The sequence below is a fragment of the Clostridium sp. OM05-6BH genome (assembly GCF_003481635.1).
GTDB lineage: Bacteria > Bacillota > Clostridia > Lachnospirales > Lachnospiraceae > Butyribacter.
This window is the reverse complement of the sequence record NZ_QULH01000006.1, coordinates 1-16183: the sequence shown is the minus strand read 5'-3', so window position 1 is coordinate 16183 and position 16183 is coordinate 1. Positions and strand designations below refer to the sequence as shown.

17 protein-coding genes are annotated in these 16183 nt (G+C 39.7%); 9 read left to right on the top strand and 8 right to left on the bottom strand.

Annotated elements, in window-relative coordinates; translation table 11 throughout:
* The first annotated feature begins 30 nt into the window (after positions 1–30).
* From DXB73_RS07165 to DXB73_RS07150, 4 genes are read left to right on the top strand one after another with little or no spacing between them, the layout of a single operon-like run.
* Positions 31–888, top strand: coding sequence for a membrane protein (locus DXB73_RS07165; RefSeq protein WP_022025359.1), 858 nt, complete (start codon positions 31–33; stop codon positions 886–888).
* Positions 889–904: 16 nt separating this feature from the next.
* Positions 905–1759 carry a hypothetical protein gene (locus DXB73_RS07160; RefSeq protein WP_118690620.1) on the top strand — a complete coding sequence of 285 codons (855 nt, stop codon included), beginning with the start codon at positions 905–907 and terminating at the stop codon, positions 1757–1759.
* A gap of 11 nt (positions 1760–1770) precedes the next feature.
* On the top strand, positions 1771–2418 hold the full coding sequence (locus tag DXB73_RS07155) for an ATP-binding cassette domain-containing protein (protein ID WP_022025357.1): 648 nt from the start codon (positions 1771–1773) through the stop codon (positions 2416–2418).
* A gap of 26 nt (positions 2419–2444) precedes the next feature.
* Positions 2445–3197 (top strand): hypothetical protein, encoded by a 753-nt coding sequence (locus DXB73_RS07150; protein ID WP_118690619.1) that lies wholly within the window; start codon positions 2445–2447, stop codon positions 3195–3197.
* An 8-nt stretch (positions 3198–3205) separates the two neighbouring features.
* Here DXB73_RS07150 and DXB73_RS07145 read toward each other — a convergent pair whose 3' ends face one another.
* The 3 genes from DXB73_RS07145 to DXB73_RS07135 form a co-directional block, all read right to left on the bottom strand.
* Entirely contained in the window at positions 3206–5761 is a 2556-nt protein-coding gene (locus DXB73_RS07145; protein WP_118690618.1) for a YfhO family protein, read from the bottom strand.
* Positions 5762–5808: 47 nt separating this feature from the next.
* A complete protein-coding gene (metF, locus tag DXB73_RS07140) occupies positions 5809–6678 on the bottom strand; it encodes a methylenetetrahydrofolate reductase [NAD(P)H] (RefSeq protein WP_118690617.1) in 870 nt (289 codons plus the stop codon).
* A 149-nt stretch (positions 6679–6827) separates the two neighbouring features.
* Complete coding sequence (locus tag DXB73_RS07135) at positions 6828–8129, bottom strand: diguanylate cyclase (protein WP_022025353.1); 1302 nt, start codon at positions 8127–8129, stop codon at positions 6828–6830.
* Positions 8130–8758: 629 nt separating this feature from the next.
* On the opposite strand from DXB73_RS07135, the gene DXB73_RS07130 reads away from it, so the two are divergent.
* A complete protein-coding gene (locus DXB73_RS07130; protein WP_118690616.1) occupies positions 8759–9379 on the top strand; it encodes a methylated-DNA--[protein]-cysteine S-methyltransferase in 621 nt (206 codons plus the stop codon).
* Positions 9380–9460: 81 nt separating this feature from the next.
* Here the strand turns inward: DXB73_RS07130 and DXB73_RS07125 are convergent, their stop codons facing one another.
* Positions 9461–10282 carry an RNA methyltransferase gene (locus tag DXB73_RS07125; protein WP_118690615.1) on the bottom strand — a complete coding sequence of 274 codons (822 nt, stop codon included), beginning with the start codon at positions 10280–10282 and terminating at the stop codon, positions 9461–9463.
* A 5-nt stretch (positions 10283–10287) separates the two neighbouring features.
* The gene (locus DXB73_RS07120) at positions 10288–10524 is read right to left on the bottom strand and encodes a hypothetical protein (RefSeq protein WP_022025350.1); all 237 of its coding nucleotides are present in this window, start codon (positions 10522–10524) and stop codon (positions 10288–10290) included.
* 260 nt (positions 10525–10784) lie between these two features.
* Here DXB73_RS07120 and DXB73_RS07115 point away from each other — a divergent pair, with 260 nt between their 5' ends.
* The 4 genes from DXB73_RS07115 (at position 10785) to DXB73_RS07100 (ending at position 14154) form a co-directional block, all read left to right on the top strand.
* Positions 10785–11204: a MarR family transcriptional regulator gene (locus DXB73_RS07115; protein WP_022025349.1), complete on the top strand. Its 420-nt coding sequence runs from the start codon at positions 10785–10787 to the stop codon at positions 11202–11204.
* 76 nt (positions 11205–11280) lie between these two features.
* Positions 11281–12138 carry a DUF6198 family protein gene (locus tag DXB73_RS07110; RefSeq protein WP_243103989.1) on the top strand — a complete coding sequence of 286 codons (858 nt, stop codon included), beginning with the start codon at positions 11281–11283 and terminating at the stop codon, positions 12136–12138.
* Positions 12139–12598: 460 nt separating this feature from the next.
* A complete protein-coding gene (locus DXB73_RS07105) occupies positions 12599–13135 on the top strand; it encodes an RNA polymerase sigma factor (RefSeq protein WP_182434266.1) in 537 nt (178 codons plus the stop codon).
* A complete protein-coding gene (locus tag DXB73_RS07100; RefSeq protein WP_118690614.1) occupies positions 13132–14154 on the top strand; it encodes a hypothetical protein in 1023 nt (340 codons plus the stop codon). The genes DXB73_RS07105 and DXB73_RS07100 overlap by 4 nt, the downstream gene beginning before the upstream one ends.
* A gap of 515 nt (positions 14155–14669) precedes the next feature.
* On the opposite strand, the gene DXB73_RS15160 is transcribed toward DXB73_RS07100, so the two are convergent.
* The 3 genes from DXB73_RS15160 to DXB73_RS07075 are packed head-to-tail and all read right to left on the bottom strand — an operon-like array spanning position 14670 to position 16094.
* The gene (locus DXB73_RS15160; RefSeq protein ID WP_347559522.1) at positions 14670–14780 is read right to left on the bottom strand and encodes a hypothetical protein; all 111 of its coding nucleotides are present in this window, start codon (positions 14778–14780) and stop codon (positions 14670–14672) included.
* Positions 14744–15286: a RhuM family protein gene (gene rhuM / locus DXB73_RS07080; protein WP_347559521.1), complete on the bottom strand. Its 543-nt coding sequence runs from the start codon at positions 15284–15286 to the stop codon at positions 14744–14746. Before rhuM ends, DXB73_RS15160 begins: the two co-directional genes overlap by 37 nt.
* A 19-nt stretch (positions 15287–15305) precedes the next feature.
* Positions 15306–16094 (bottom strand): hypothetical protein, encoded by a 789-nt coding sequence (locus tag DXB73_RS07075; protein ID WP_118690612.1) that lies wholly within the window; start codon positions 16092–16094, stop codon positions 15306–15308.
* Positions 16095–16183: the final 89 nt, after the last annotated feature.

Genomic DNA, 16183 nt, shown 5'->3' with positions numbered 1-16183 from the left:
AAATAGCAATATAAGAAAGGCAGTGTTATTATGAAACGCACAAATTCCTGTACAACCAAAAAATCATTTGCGGAAATCAGCATTTTTCTTGCCAGTAAATGGTTCTTCATTAGCATATTTGTTGTCACCATTCTATGCTATATGACCCCAGTCTATTATGGCGATGGTGTTTCTGAAATGTCAACCTTAGAATTATTACGTTTAAAGGCTAACCCCTCTTTTGCCATTGAGCCTATGCAGTATCAAATCTCGGTTATCCTTCCTAGAGCAGTGCAAGGGTATTTAGCAATGTTTGTACCTGTACTATCGGCTCTGCCATTTATTGTTTTTCAACAGGCTGAAAAATCCGGACGTTATCAACGATTCTATATGTTCCGCTCCACCTCCTCAAGACAATATTACGGCAAAAAATGGCTATTCGGCATGGTGACTGGCGGACTTGTTTTGCTGTTTGGAGTAATACTTTTCGAATTGTCCTTTATCGCGATGGATTATTATATCTCCGGCACAATTACTGTCGGCAAATCTGTTGAACAACTATTTTACATGCAATATTACGCCGGTATCTTTGTATATGGTGCAGTGTCTGCTATACCTGCTATGTTGATTAGCTTTTTGTGCTGTAACCTTTATTTTATCGTATGTATACCATTTATCGCAGTTTTTATGTGTAATCTGCTTGTTTCTTATTTGTACCGCTTTGCGGACAATTGTCCCATTCCACATTTCGTACAAATTCAAGGGAATTTATACAGTTTTGGATTTTGTTATATATTCAGCGATGTATTATCGTTTGTACAGCTTACAATAGAAATGATCGTGCTATTGACGGTCTCCGTAGGATTCGTAGCATTGCACAATCACCTTAAATTAGATCTAACCGATTAGCGAAAGGAGTTTGACCATGAAAACATTTAAAATGATGCGTAGCGAATATTTATGCTGGCTATTTAATTCCAGAATTATTTTGCTTCCCTGTGTCTTTATCATAGTGCATACCATGATCACATCGGATCTCGTCAAATGTGCAAATAACATGGGTGCACCAATCAATTTATTAGAACCTTTTATTGGCATCTGTAATTCTGCCACATTTCTTGGATTTATACCGATTGTTTTTTTGGTTTTAATAGCAGATTTTCCTAGAATAGATAATAATATGATTTTCAAAATTTATCGTGCAGGAAGGATAAAATGGGTGTTATCACAGTTGCTATTTTTACTTGCTGCAGACGTTACTTTTGTATTTCTATTATTTGTTGGCATTACACTTCCAATACTACAGCGCGGATTTTGGTTTAATGGATGGAGTGATGTTGTCACCGACATGACTCGAGTTTTTCCTGAACTTGCTGACTCGGATATTTCAAAATTTATTCCTGCCAACCTTTACTATCAAATGCTTCCCTTCCGTGCTGCGATTCTTTCCAGTGTTTTTTTAATATTATATCTATATTTGATTGGTATGATTATGCTAGTCATAAAAATACACGGGCAAGGCACTTTCGGAATTGTAATTCCCGGTCTCATTGTAATTGCCGGATCAGGATTGGTACAGCTGGGACATGTTAATGCTAAATGGCTGTTGCCCGCTGCTCATGGGATCGTGCGAACACATTATTCCACCTATTACCGACACATGGATTGTACACTGACAACATCCTTTTTGTATTTCTTCGGAATAATCGGGATCCTGCTTGTTCTTGTTCTGATCCAAGCACGTAAAATCAACTACACCAATATCATTCAAGTCGAATAAGGAGGACTACCATGACAAATAAAACAACTAACTCGTTCATCCAAGTAAATGACATCGTACTGCGTTTCAAAAAAGATATTTTGCTAGATCACGTTTCCTACCAATGCGAGCAGGGGAAGATTCATGGCATTGTCGGACGAAACGGCAGTGGTAAAACATTACTGATGAAATGTATCTGCGGATTCATCCGTCCCAATGAAGGGCATATTTATGTCAGAGACAAGGAGATTGGTAAAGATATTGATTTTACTCCGGATACGGGAATCATCATTGAAACCCCGGGATTTATTCCTTATTATTCCGGCTATCGTAATCTCAAAGTACTGGCTGCTATCAACAATCGTATTTCACGAAAAGACATTGAAAACGCCATGTATCAGGTAGGACTTGATCCAACAATGAAAAAACGTGTCGCAACATATTCACTCGGCATGCGTCAGCGTTTAGGTATTGCACAGGCAATTATGGAAGATCCCTCTTTAATTATATTGGATGAACCATTTAACGGTCTGGATAAACATGGCGTAGAAGAAATGAGAGAATATTTTCTATCTCTGAAAAAGAAAGGAAAAACCATTCTACTCACCTCACACAACACAGAAGATATTGAGTATTTATGTGATACCGTTGTAGAAATGGATCACGGCAAATTTATATAATCTAGAATCATAGGAAGGTGGTCAAAATGAAAAAAATTTATTTTGCAACAGGCGTTTTATTAATCAGTATGTGTATGCTATTAGCATGTGAAAACAAGAACGCATCCCAAGGTGACAGTAAAAAAGCAGAGCAGTCAAAACAAGCAACTGAAGCTCCCAAAGATGCAAAAGTTGCCACCGCAGAAAATGGCAAACATACTGAAAGTAATGACGTAACCGTTGATGTCCAAAAATATCATAATACTGAGAAAATTGTTTCCGAAAACGACTATGCGATATCCTCCGATCTGCAGGACATGAGCAAAGAAGCCCAAGAAATCGTTGAAGCAAAAATACGCACTTTTCAGTATGTTGTTATTGATGGGGATGCTTGGACAAAAATTGAACTGGACATTCAAAACAGTCTGTCTGGGACCTTGAAAAAAGGCGATTCCATTACTTTATATCAGTCTGGCGGTTATGTCCCTTTGACAGATCACATTGCATATTATAAGGATGCATTCCGATACAAAGAATGGTCCAAAGAGAAAATAAACGACACTATTTTGCAGGAAACCATTAATGGCGAAGGCGAACCTGTAGTAGGTACAGAAGCAATATACTACTTAACCAAATTTAAGAAAGATGGAATCCTAAATGGCAATTATGGTCGAGTGTGTGGCAAATATGCCCAGTTAAATAAAATTAACGATAATTCGTATAAACATGAGCAAATGAGTGGCAGCAACAGCTCCGAAAAAGTGACCATTTCAGACATTAAGAAAGAACTCCACGAATAGCAGCCAACTCATCGTCTGCTCAAAATCTTCGGGTAACATAAATACAATATCGCAGCAAAAAGACCAATGACAGCAATCAGAATACCGAGCTTAAAGCCTGGGGAAACATATCGAAATTCAACGGTATGTTTCCCCGGACTGCATTTAAATTGCATAAACGTATCGGCATATGTTGTATAGTTGACTTTTTTACCATCGACGAGAATAGTCCATCCCTTATCATAAGGAATGGAGGTCATAACTGCCTGCTGATCGTCAGCCAAAGTGATGGAACCGGTAATTTTGCCGTGGCTGTGAGACTTGACCTGAAGCGCATTCCCAGCTAACGATTGCATCGTTTCTCTAACAGTTGCCATATCTAATTGGACAATTTCGGCATAAGACGGTCCATACGTATTGCCATCATCTGTTGTTACCACCTGAACCGTTACCGTTTCGTTTTGTTTGAAATTGCCCAGATACAAAATACAGTTGGTTTCATTGGAAAAATAATCTCCAATATAAGTCCCGTTCACATAGACATTGGCATAAGGCGAATTACCCTCCATATACAAATACATAGGGTTATTTGAAGCAGCAGTTATCTGATAGGTCCATGTATTCGCAGCTTCCTGTGAGTATGTAACATTGCAATTCCAAAAATAATTTTTATGTTTGCCGGTAATTCCTGTTACGAAGGAATTTTCATTGCTAAATACACTCTGTTGTGCGATATTATCCGCTTTGCGCAGATCAGATACCGCATAAGCAAAAGGAAGTGCCATATTATTTTGATAAGAAGCGGCCATGTCGTTTAACGTGTTATCCTTACTGTCTATAGTTGCATATACTGCAGACAGATCACGCCGTGAAAGAACGTATTTACATCCAAACAAGCTGTCAGTCAGAGGCGTGGAACCATAGCCTGAATTCCAAAAATAAGATTGTGCCAATCCTAAAGTTTTTGTCAATTTGTTGACATGAACATTAAACGCAGAGGAGTAATGTGTCATACCGTTATAACCGAGCAGCATCGCATCGTTTTTAGAAAATTCATAGGTCTGGTTAATACGGTACAAATCTTTATCTTGTTTCTGAATCTTTTGCACCAATGTTTGTGTTTCTTTGATAAATTTCGTATATTCTGCCATTTCGGTATAACCAAACTCCTTGTCCAGACCGTCGAACATTTTGCGGCCGTTACCGGTCATATCAATGATCGTGCCAAGCAGGCAAAGGGTAATCGCTGCCGATAATACATATTTTTTATGAACAAGCTGCGTGATTACCATAATACTCCGCAACGCCATATAAATCAGCGTAAAGCTGCACAAAAAAGCATAGCGATATGGAAACCAGTTTGGATATTGGAAGCCATGCCACACTTTGTCCAAAGGAATATAATAGAAACTGATCGCAAATAATATCAGCATTGCTGCCATTCCAATTTTTTCCCGCAATTTTATCTGCCGCAATAAAAAATATATCACAGCAAGCAGCAAAAGCAACAGTCCCGGATAGATCGAAGGAAGCCCGCTATTGGTAATGCTGTCGTATTTACCGGGAAGCAATTTTGTGAAAAGATTCTTGAATACAAAATTCGTAGATTGCTGTGGTTCATAACCGGTAAATCCAGAGTCCAATTTTCCGGACATGAGTGCTTTGAGAGCCGGCAATAAAATAGGCGCTGTCATAGCAACTGCGAACAAAGCAGCAATTACAAAATGCAGTAAGCGTTTCCAATGTTCTTTATTAGAGTAAACCTCACTAATTGTGGAATGACCCGAAACGTGTTGACGACTTGAGCGAGCGTTGTAATCACGAATCCACATGATCAGAAAATATAGACCGGTAAAAATACCGACCATATATCCCGTATAATAATTACTCATACACAAAAGTGCATAGCAAATAATGAAACAGATACCACGTTTCCCATCCAATATTTTTTCTGCTCCCAGCAATACTAGCGGGAGAAAAATAACGCCATCGAGCCACATAATACTAAGAGAATATACCATAGTGTAAGACATAAAAGCATATCCGATCGCAGGAATCAACAGCGCAAAATATCGCTGGCCATTGTATTTTCGTCGCAGATAATTCGCATATATCACAAAAGTCAGTGAACACAGTCCTATTTTTAGGACAGTAATAATTTCAATAGCCACCGGCATTTTGCTGACTGGAAATAGTAACGTCAAAAATGAGAGCGGACTGGAAATATAAAAAGCGAATACTCCCATGTAATTGCCGCCCATAGAGCGTGCCCAAGAGAAAAATAAAGAATTATCACCATGTATCATACTACGCAGAGAAGCCAAAAATTCCACATTCTGATCGCGCATATCCATGATCAGCATTGACTTCGTACCAAACGGATAAAAATGATTTGCTTTTAGGATGAATAGCATCATCAGTTCGGCAAGAAGAAATGCCGCACTATAAAGTAATACGGATTTACTGCGTGCAGAAACTTTAGAGGTTCGTTCGTCCTCTGCAGAATATTTGGAAGCATTATTGCTCATTTTAGTATGGTTCTTTTTATGATATGTGGATATTGTTTTCTTTTTAGCTTTATGCATAATAACCCTACACTCCTTTTTTCAGCTCTATCCTATCGTTCAACACATCAATGCAAAATTGCCGACAAATTATTCATAATACCGGCCGCAACTTCCGGGTCGTTCATGGTATAAACATGAATATGTGAAATGCCGTTAGCGATCAAATCTATGATCTGATCCGTTGCATAGGCGATACCAGCCTGCTTCATTTTGGCCGGATCATCTCCAAACCAGTCAACGATGGATTTGAATCGCGCAGGAACGCAACTGCCAGACAATTGAATACTGCGTTCCACTTGATTTTTACGCGTGATCGGCATGATCCCTGCAATAACCGGAACCAATACCCCCGCTTCGCGCAGACGATACATATAATTATAAAATATGCTGTTATCAAAAAACATCTGTGTTGTCAAAAATTCACAGCCTGCGTCTACCTTCTCTTTAATATGTTGAATGTCCTGTGCTTTGCTAACCGCCTCCGGATGTCCTTCCGGATAACAAGCGCCGCCAATACACATTTCCGGTGCAATTTGTTTGATATAACGCACTAATTCAACTGCATAATGAAATTGATCAGGCAATGGGAATTCAGTGTCTGCCGGAATGTCTCCTCGAAGTGCCAATACATTTTCAATCCCGGCCTCCTGCATACACTCCAACTGTTTTTTTACAGTTTCTTTGGTAGAGGAAACGCAGGTTAAGTGTGCCATAGATGGTACATCATATTCCGCCTTAATTTCCTGTGCAAGCTGTACAGTGTATGCACTGGTGCCGCCACCCGCACCATATGTAACGCTCATAAAGTCCGGATGTAATGCGGCAATTGCGCGCACCGACTGACTTACTTGTTCTACTGCTGTATCCTTTTTCGGTGGAAAAACCTCTAATGATAATGTCACTTTATCTTCCTGCAATAATTGTGTAATCTTCATTTGCTCCTCCTGTTATTTCTCTCCATGTTGTTTGCGGTATGCATGATCAGCATAACCATTTTGGACAGCTCAATCCCCCATGATCATCACAGGCATTTTAGGCAGCTCAACCTCTCATGATCATCACGGTCATTTTTGACATCCAAGATTCAACACCGAATCTGATCGCGTCCATTTTCTTTTGCTTCGTATAGTTTTTGATCTGCGCAACGAAGAATATCGTCAATTTCATCTTCTGCTTTTACAGAAACAAGACCCATGCTCATTGTCACTCGAATCTGCTGCTCCTGATATGTAATCGTCTGATTACGAAGCGTATCCAATATGCTTTGCAATATGTGTTCAGCCTGCTCTATTGTGTGACTTTCTATAACGATCAAAAACTCTTCTCCACCCCAGCGGCACACAAAGCCATTTGCTAATAATTGTTCCTTTAAGACTCTGGCAACGTGAATAAGCACTTCATCACCGGCTTCATGCCCATAATTATCATTTACTTTCTTGAAAAAGTCGATGTCTCCAATTGCCACACAATACTTTATGCCGCTTATCTGCATTTGCGCTTTCATTTTAAGTAAATTTTTGTCGCCATAACGACGATTGTATAATTGTGTCATTTCGTCATATTCCACCTGCCGGCGAATAGACTCCTGCATCTTTTTGCCGCTGCGCGCCAGATCGCCGATTTCATCTTCTACTTTAAGCAAACCTGCCGGCATCTCTGCTTCAAAATCATCTTTGGTCAACTTTTTCATAAACTGCTGCAATATGCGTATTCGTTTTGTCAATATGCGTGTATACGAAATGCTGATCGCACCGATCACAAAGATTGCGGCGATACTCAATAGCAAAATCGGGCGAACTGCCATCCGAATATTTTTTTCAATATCGGTTGCTTTCCTGCATACGCCTACCATTCCAAAGCAGGTGCCATCTTCCAAAAAAATCGGCTCATAGTAAGCAAAATACCGCTCATCTCCTACATTTGTCGTACTGCGATAAAAATGCGCTTTTTTCTTTTTCAAAACATCTTTCGTAATCACCGAAGAAACTGCTGTATTGATAAATAAACGTCCTTTGCTATCCCGAAGCGTTGTCTGCAAACGTACATCCTGACAAAAAAGTGTCACTTCCACACCCATAATTTCTTTCATGTTATCAATAAATTCCGTGTCTTTTGTAATATCTTTTCCGCCTTTATAAATATGATAATTTCCTTTTACATCTTTATTCAACGAAAACTCACCTGGATAATTCTCGTCTAATATTTTTAAGATCAGTTTCGTCTGCTGCGTCATCTCTTTTCGAACATGACCTTCCATTTTGTCAGAAAATGTTTGCATGCTGACCACCATCAACACAATACCCAGCACCAAAATCGGCAACACCGCCAACGCAAGCATTTTATCTCCCAAACCATTTCCTCTAAACTCTCTCTTTGGTATCTCCATAGCCATCCTCATTTCTGTTTGCTAAACTTTAAGGATCCATATCCCCCTATTTGCTGTGCATGCTTTTTTGCACCTATCGGAGTTTTAAAGAAACTCCTAAGATAAACTCGTCAGAGTTTATTATATCCTATTTGCTGTGCACGCTTTTTTTGCACCTATCGGAGTTTCAAAGAAACTCCTAAGATAAACTCGTCAGAGTTTATTATATCCTATTTGCTGTGCACGCTTTTTTTGCACCTATCGGAGTTTCAAAGAAACTCCTAAGATAAACTCGTCAGAGTTTATTATATCCTATTTGCTGTGCACGCTTTTTTTGCACCTATCGGAGTTTCAAAGAAACTCCTAAGATAAACTCGTCAGAGTTTATTATATCATATAACCACACTTCTTTCAGAGCTTTTTCTCGCATTACATCCTATTTCCCAACAAATATTTTCCATTTTAGTAGTGTCTTTTTACCCAATTTTCCTTATAATATATCCATACATACAACTCTAAGATCTGTACAACGCAAACTTCCCACACAGTGGCTGTTCACTAAAGCCCCATAATAAGTATTACGGGACACGGAAATGTAAATTAGTGTGTGAAGTTTGCGTTAGGAATATTTTTTGAAGGAGGTTTAAGTCATGAAGACTCGTGAAGAAGTTTTAGCATATGGGTTATCCTTTCCTTATACGTATCAGGATGCCCCATTTCGCGATACCAACTGGCAGTTGGTTCGAGTTCACGGCAGCAAAAAAGTGTTTCTGTGGACTTATGAAAAGGACAGGCAAATACGGATCAATATCAAAGTCGATCCGGAATGGCGCGACTTTTGGCGCAATGCCTACGATGCTGTACTGCCCGGTTACCACCAAAACAAAGAGCATTGGAACACGGTTATCTTAGATGGTTCTGTTCCAGATGACACGCTCAAACAAATGATTACCGAAAGTTATGATCTGGTAGCTGACAGTCCGACCAAACGAATCTACGATGCTGTCAAGCAAATCCCACGAGGAAAGGTCGCAACCTACGGAAAAGTTGCGGAGCTTGCCGGCAATCCACGCATGGCACGTGCAGTCGGCAATGCGCTGCACCACAATCCGGATCCGGAGCATATTCCGTGTTACCGTGTCGTAAATTCAAAAGGGGAATTAGCCGGAGAATTTGCATTTGGTGGTAAAGATGTGCAGACAAAAATGCTGCAAGCCGACGGCATTGAAGTTGTTGATGGACGCGTTGACCTTATAAAATATGGAATCTGACAAGCCGTAGACAAAACAAGAGCAAAGCCCACGCTTTGCTCTGCAAGAATCACTTCGTGATTCTTGTTGACATCTTGTATATTATGATTCCCTGCCAAGTTCCCAAAACATAACTGCACTTGCAGCCGCTACATTTAATGAATCCACACCATGTGACATCGGAATCCGTACTGTATAGTCGCATTGCTCGATCGTACTTTTCGCAAGTCCTTCCCCTTCCGTTCCTAAAATAATGGCAAGCTTTTCTTCCTGCCGCAAACTTGGATGATCAATCGAAACAGAATCATCACATAATGCCATTGCTGCAGTTTTGAACCTCAATTGCCGCAAGAGTTCTACATATTGCTCATCATTTGGCAAAAATGTCCACGGAACCTGAAACACCGTTCCCATACTTACTCGAATTGCACGACGATACAATGGATCACTGCAAGCCGATGTAAGTAGTACAGCATCCATATTCAATGCTGCCGCCGAGCGAAAGATTGCTCCAACATTTGTCGGATTCACAACATTTTCAAGCACAGCGATCCGTCTCGCCTGTCGACAGGCTTCCTCGACAGACGGCAATTCTCCGCGGTACATGGCACACAACATACCGCGCGTGAGCTGAAAGCCGGTGATCTGCGTCAACACTTCAAACGGCGCCGTATACACTGGAATGTCTCCACATCGTTCAATAATTTTGCGCCCTTGTTTGTCAAAGTGCGCATCTTCCATAAGAAGAGAAATCGGTTCGTACCCGGCATCAAGCGCCCTCTCTATCACAATAGGACTCTCCGCAATAAAGATTCCCGGCTGATGCGCCGGGCGAAATTTCAACTGTGCCTCCCGCTCTCTGACATAAATATCCAGCTCCGGATAGGTTATGTTTTGTATTTTGATTCTATTCTGTACTGCCATACAAATTATCTCCCCATATATCCGCACTCCGTTTTCACCGGATGATCTTTTCCTGAAATATATTGCGCGCGAAATGCCATATTGCATTCACGAAGCTCCATTTTTCCTTCGATGTAAGGTTCGTACATTTTTAAAATTCCTGCAGAGCAGCCGTCGCATCCACCGGCATCGTCTCCGACAGATTCTTCGATAATAGCCATTCTTTCTTCCTTGGTCGTGTCTTTTATCAACAAACTTTTCATTGCGATTTCTCCCTTCGTTCTTAGGTATTTCATTTACGGACTTACACTATACAAAGCCCGTTTCGCATTAAAATTATCTTAACGGTACCATCCTTTTATGTCAATGCATTGAATCACAAAAACAATTTGACTTTTTGATTTGATATTATTATAATAGAAACTGTTTGAATTATAACTTTTCACAAAAAATGTGACCGACTGTGAAAAATACAACTGATACTGTATTTTATTGCAATGAACGCTCAGAAATGGAGGTTAATATGGAACAATCATTTCATTATCAGCTGATGGCAGTTCAATCTTTAGTACAAAAAAAGATTTTAGAGCAGCTTAGCGATACCAATCTGACGATTGGACAGCCAAAAGTTTTAGAATATCTGGGGCATCATGACGGCATGAGCCAAAAAGATATCGCACGAGCTTGTCACATTGAACCCGGATCAATGACTTCCATTCTGAATCGAATGGAAGATAAAAACTTGATTGAACGCAAAATGCTTCACGGAAACCGCCGCAGTCTTTATGTATTTTTGACACCTTATGGCAAAGAAATGTGGCAGCACGTGGAACAGGCATTTGCACAAATTGAGCAGGAAATTTGGAAAGATATCTCTGTCACTGCGCAGAAAGAATTTATGGAAACTTTGCAACAGATTTACAATAATCTGTCAACAAAATAAAAAATGAAAAGAGAAACAATTAACAAAATCCCTTGTTTTAAGAGAAAAAAGACTTGACTATGTAGGGAGGATTATCATGGATAAACTAAAACGCTATATTATATTTTTAATAGGACTTTTTATCAATTCATTGGGCGTAAGTCTAATTACGAAAGCCGCACTTGGCACTTCTCCAATCTCTTCCATTCCCTATGTATTGAGCCTAATTTTTCCTTTTACATTAGGACAATTTACCATCTATTTCAGTGTCCTATTGGTCGTGTTACAGCTGCTTATACTCCGCCGAAAGTTTAAGGTCGAGCATTTGCTGCAAATACCAATCTCTATAGCTTTTGGCTATTTTATTGACCTGACAATGGAAATGTTATCTTTTGTCAATCCGCAACTGTATATTATCAAAATCGCTGCACTTTTGATTGGCTGTGCCATTCTTGGATTTGGTGTGTATACGGAATTATTGGCGAATGTTGCAATGCTGCCCGGCGAATCTTTTGTCCGCGCCGTCGTTGAAGTATGGCATACTGAATTCGGTGTCACTAAAGTTACATTCGATGTATCTATGTCGTTGACCGCTGTAATATTGTCTTTTGTATTTTGCGGACAGTTACAGGGTGTTCGTGAAGGTACGATCATCGCTGCTCTTCTGGTCGGTTTCATCGCCCGTACAATGGGGCGATGGTTAAAACCATTCGAGACGATATTATTCAAAACAACACCAGCCGCAGATTCTGTTTCTGCCGAAGCAAACGCTTCATCTATCCCAAATACCGTACAGGTCATTGCAATCGGACGGGAATACGGCAGTGGTGGTCATGATTTGGGACAGGAGCTTGCGAAACGACTTGGCTTTGCCTTTTATGACAAAGATATTATAAAGCTTACTGCCGGAACTACCGGCTACTCTACGCAATATATTGCAAAAAATAGCTCATGAAGAGAAACTGCGTGCTGCCAACTACCACTATTACACACATCGCATGTGGGGTCATGCCGGCAATTACGATCTCACTCTGGATACAGCAATTGGTATTGATCACATCGAACAGATCGTACGAATAATGTTGTCCAATGAATAACAAACGAATTCATAGTCATTGCGATTACATGTCACCCGATGATTTTGAAAGGCTGTATCAACAGGCAAAATGATTTTATTTCTGCGAATACACAACTGCAAAGTATTTCACTTTATTTCTGCGAATGCGCAACCACAACTCTAAAAAAAGTGTCTTTATAAGTAGAGGAAGCAAATTACATTTGATATTGGCTATATTGTGCCGCAGGCGTCACAAAGCAGCCTTGATTGCAGATGCTAAAAATGTGAATATAATTCGCATAAATATTTAGCTCGCAATTCCTTCGACGCAAAAATCGTCTGCGGAATGGAGATTTTTATGGAAGAAAAACAGATCATAGCAATGCTATGGAAGCGGGATGAATACGGATTAAAGCTGCTTCAGGAACAATATTCTGCAAAGCTTATGACATTGGCATGCAACTTTGTTTCTGTAGAGGACGCAGAAGAATGTGTAAACGATGTGCTACTTGCAGTATGGCACAGTATCCCACCAAAGAAACCAGATAATTTATTCGCATACACTGCACGAATCTGTCGGAATAAGGCACTAAATAAGATTCGAAGTAAAGAGCGTCAAAAACGCAAAGCGGAAGTCATAGAATTATCTAATGAACTCCAAAATATCATCCCAAATAAAGTGGACGAAGAAAGTTTACTGACGGAATTGATTAATGATTTTCTGGCTGTTGAACAAGCACAAGACCGCTATCTCTTTGTACATCGTTATTGGTTTGGGGAGTCTATTGCTGAATTGTCTGAGCGAACCGGTTATGGAGCGAGTAAAGTCAAAAGCAAATTATTTCGTACCAGGAACCGACTTAAACATTATTTGGAAGGGAGATATCGCCTATGAAGAATAAAAACTATTTTGAGAAGAAGGAGCTTGTGAGTGATAACCAACTTTGTAAAGAGAAGAAGCTTGCGAGAGATAACCAACTTTGTAAAGAGAAGAAACTTGCGAGAGATAACCAAATTCGCAAGGAAAAAGAGCTTGTGAGTGATAAGATATATTTGGAATGTCTTGCCAACATAGAAGACCGTTTTTTATTAGAATCATGGGAAGAGTGTACTTCTAAAAGGAAATCGAAGCATCAATTTCCCAAAGTTGCTGCAGTTATCCTTGTCATTCTATTGGCTATGGGTTCTACCGCATATGCAACACGGAAATATGGAATGTGGATGAGTAAGCATCATTCTAATTACGGAAAATCAGAATACACTATAAATTGGAAAGCACAGGAAGTAGACCCAAATTCCCTTCAAGGCAGTTTTGACAGCATGAAAAAGGCTCTTGTTGAAAAATATCAGCAAGATAACTTGACCGAGGAAATACCGGATTCCGGTGCAATGCCGGGTTATTATGAACAAACTTTTTCATCTACCGAAGATGCCATCGATTTTTCCGGATATAATAAATGGGTAGCCGCCAACTGGAAATATCGCCCCAATGACAAAGTCACGCTCACATTAGAAGCAACTATAGGAGAAAACGACTACACTTTAGATTCTCTTCGCATCGAAACCTCGTACGAAATTGACCACATTCGTCTCCAAGAAAATAAAGAACTATATTTCAAAGGTGGAAATGCAACCCCAGGGCAAATGGGAACTATATCAGATGATGTAACTGCCAAAACGAAGCAGACCAGATTAAAATCAAAGCAGGGTGATGAATGGCTGATTGTCGATAGCAGCAACCTAAACGGTAAGTTCCCTTATTATAACAAATGTGCTTATCTTTTCCATGATGGTGCTTTGTATGATCTGTACATGGTTTGGAACATCAATGGCATGGATAAAAATCAAATTGCAAAGGGCAAAAAAAGAATGGATTCTCTGATGAACGAGTGGATCAACGCTTTTCATTTTTAATTCATTCGATGATCAAGCTATTAAAATTTCATTTGCAACAATATATTTAATGAAATAAGCCGCCTTAAAGATGCATCCTATTCCATCCAAAGTTGGATCGACGGCGAAGATGCTGAACAGATCATGTCGGGCTATTCCGATACCGAGCAGTATGTATATGTCTTGGAAGCGGGACGTATTCTTCGCAAGATCCACTCCATTCCTGCTCCTGCAACACAGGAGGATTGGGAAATCCGTTTTAACCGCATTGTGTGGTGTGCTCAGAAAGCCCCTCTCTTTGCTTCCGGCATTGTGTGGTGTGCTCAGAAAGCCCCTCTCTTCGCTTCCGGCATTGTGTGGTGTGCTCAGAAAGCCCCTCTCTTCGCTTCCGGCATTGTGTGGTGTGCTCAGAAAGCCCCTCTCTTCGCTTCCGGCATTGTGTGGTGTGCTCAGAAAGCCCCTCTCTTCGCTTCCGGCATTGTGAACGGATACTTTGATGATAACGTACCTATGGGGTTTTGGAGATTGCTTGCACTTTACATTTCAAGCAATACTCTCTCGTCTGTATATTCCTCCATTGTAAAGACGTTTTCACGTTCAATCAAATCCTCTATGTAATCAAAATACCCTGTAATAGTACGTTCCAATTGACGAATCTGTTTTTCGTCCAAATAGTTTTTTTTGCAATCGGTGTATCAGATTTGAGAATACGACCATCGGGAGCATTTTTCCATGTGGTCAAGCCCATATTTTCCGAGTTGTGGTCAGCTTGATTATAGACGATTTCAGCCGCTGTTTTACCGGTAATGGCATAGTGGAATTTATTCTGTATGGTGGCATAAAAATGATATGCGGTATCGGAATCTCTATCATAATCAATGCTGCACCCGGCAAATATATCAGTTATCTGTTGCTGTATTCTACGTTCGCTGGCACGGATGGAACGAACTCTTTCCAGCAATTCACGAAAATAGTCTTTTCCAAAAGCTGTTTTATCCTGCATTGCTCCGTGCTGAGTGGTTATTGCAATTTTTGCAACAATCATTTCCTCATCCAGCTCACCGGATTCAAAAATCTTTGCTAAATGGCGGCTGATCCCTTTTTTTACAAAATCAATCTTATCAAATAGAAAGAAGTAAGAAAGATATTTCAATTACAGATCTCATACCACTTTATAACAAATATTTTTGTACTAGTTGTTCTATAATTTGGGAATTTAACAATGTCTGTTCTGTCTCAAAGGTTGCTATTAGACGTTCCCCTAAATAGATACCGTTTTTTTGATACGACTCTAACTTTTTTACTGCTGTCTTAGCATAATCTGATTTATCCATCATACCTTCATGTTCCCAATAAATTTCCTCCCCTGTTTTCCTTGATAAAAAAGTAAAATCCGGATATACCGTACCATATCCTTTCAGAAATAATGGTTTTTCATATTTATATATAATATTGTTTCGATAAAAATAATCTGCAAGAATTTTCTCCGATTTTGATCTGACTCGCTCCCCTTTTTCTGTAATAATTACTGCCGTTCCCTCATAAAATTCTTTTCCTTGATATGTTTCTCCATCCCACTGTGCCAACTTCTGCTCCCATGTTGGCTCAATGGGCATCACTAGCAATTGTCTTTCCTTATGTAATTTGTCGTAAATTTGCTCAATTTCATCATCAGAATAATCTCGCGTGATCTTCTTAACCTGTTTAAGTCTTATTTCAGCTTTCTTCAAGATTGATTGATTATATTTCTTTTGGGCAAGTTGTCTTACTAACTCCATGTCATTGCTTGAAATATAAGTCCCGTTACGATTTGTCGTGCAATGATAATATCGAATTTTATGCTTATCTTTTGATACACGCAAGCATCCATCCGGGGACGACTTCAATTCTTCTTCCGCCTTACTACAAATAGTTTCCAAATACTGTTGTTCCTTTAGTAACATACTCTTTAATCCCTTCATAAATCTACTCCTTCCATATTTCACAATTGACTGGTTTGATGATTTTGGTGATTTCAGCTTGCTTTATTGCCTTATTGGGTGACTGCTTT

Bases quoted from the DNA above. Each gene is read 5' to 3' on its own strand.
- DXB73_RS07165 (WP_022025359.1), top strand. From the start codon at position 31: ATGAAACGCACAAATTCCTGTACAACCAAAAAATCATTTGCGGAAATC.
- DXB73_RS07160 (WP_118690620.1), top strand. From the start codon at position 905: ATGAAAACATTTAAAATGATGCGTAGCGAATATTTATGCTGGCTATTT.
- DXB73_RS07155 (WP_022025357.1), top strand. From the start codon at position 1,771: ATGACAAATAAAACAACTAACTCGTTCATCCAAGTAAATGACATCGTA.
- DXB73_RS07150 (WP_118690619.1), top strand. From the start codon at position 2,445: ATGAAAAAAATTTATTTTGCAACAGGCGTTTTATTAATCAGTATGTGT.
- DXB73_RS07145 (WP_118690618.1), bottom strand. From the start codon at position 5,761: ATGCATAAAGCTAAAAAGAAAACAATATCCACATATCATAAAAAGAAC.
- metF (WP_118690617.1), bottom strand. From the start codon at position 6,678: ATGAAGATTACACAATTATTGCAGGAAGATAAAGTGACATTATCATTA.
- DXB73_RS07135 (WP_022025353.1), bottom strand. From the start codon at position 8,129: ATGGAGATACCAAAGAGAGAGTTTAGAGGAAATGGTTTGGGAGATAAA.
- DXB73_RS07130 (WP_118690616.1), top strand. From the start codon at position 8,759: ATGAAGACTCGTGAAGAAGTTTTAGCATATGGGTTATCCTTTCCTTAT.
- DXB73_RS07125 (WP_118690615.1), bottom strand. From the start codon at position 10,282: ATGGCAGTACAGAATAGAATCAAAATACAAAACATAACCTATCCGGAG.
- DXB73_RS07120 (WP_022025350.1), bottom strand. From the start codon at position 10,524: ATGAAAAGTTTGTTGATAAAAGACACGACCAAGGAAGAAAGAATGGCT.
- DXB73_RS07115 (WP_022025349.1), top strand. From the start codon at position 10,785: ATGGAACAATCATTTCATTATCAGCTGATGGCAGTTCAATCTTTAGTA.
- DXB73_RS07110 (WP_243103989.1), top strand. From the start codon at position 11,281: ATGGATAAACTAAAACGCTATATTATATTTTTAATAGGACTTTTTATC.
- DXB73_RS07105 (WP_182434266.1), top strand. From the start codon at position 12,599: ATGGAAGAAAAACAGATCATAGCAATGCTATGGAAGCGGGATGAATAC.
- DXB73_RS07100 (WP_118690614.1), top strand. From the start codon at position 13,132: ATGAAGAATAAAAACTATTTTGAGAAGAAGGAGCTTGTGAGTGATAAC.
- DXB73_RS07075 (WP_118690612.1), bottom strand. From the start codon at position 16,094: ATGAAGGGATTAAAGAGTATGTTACTAAAGGAACAACAGTATTTGGAA.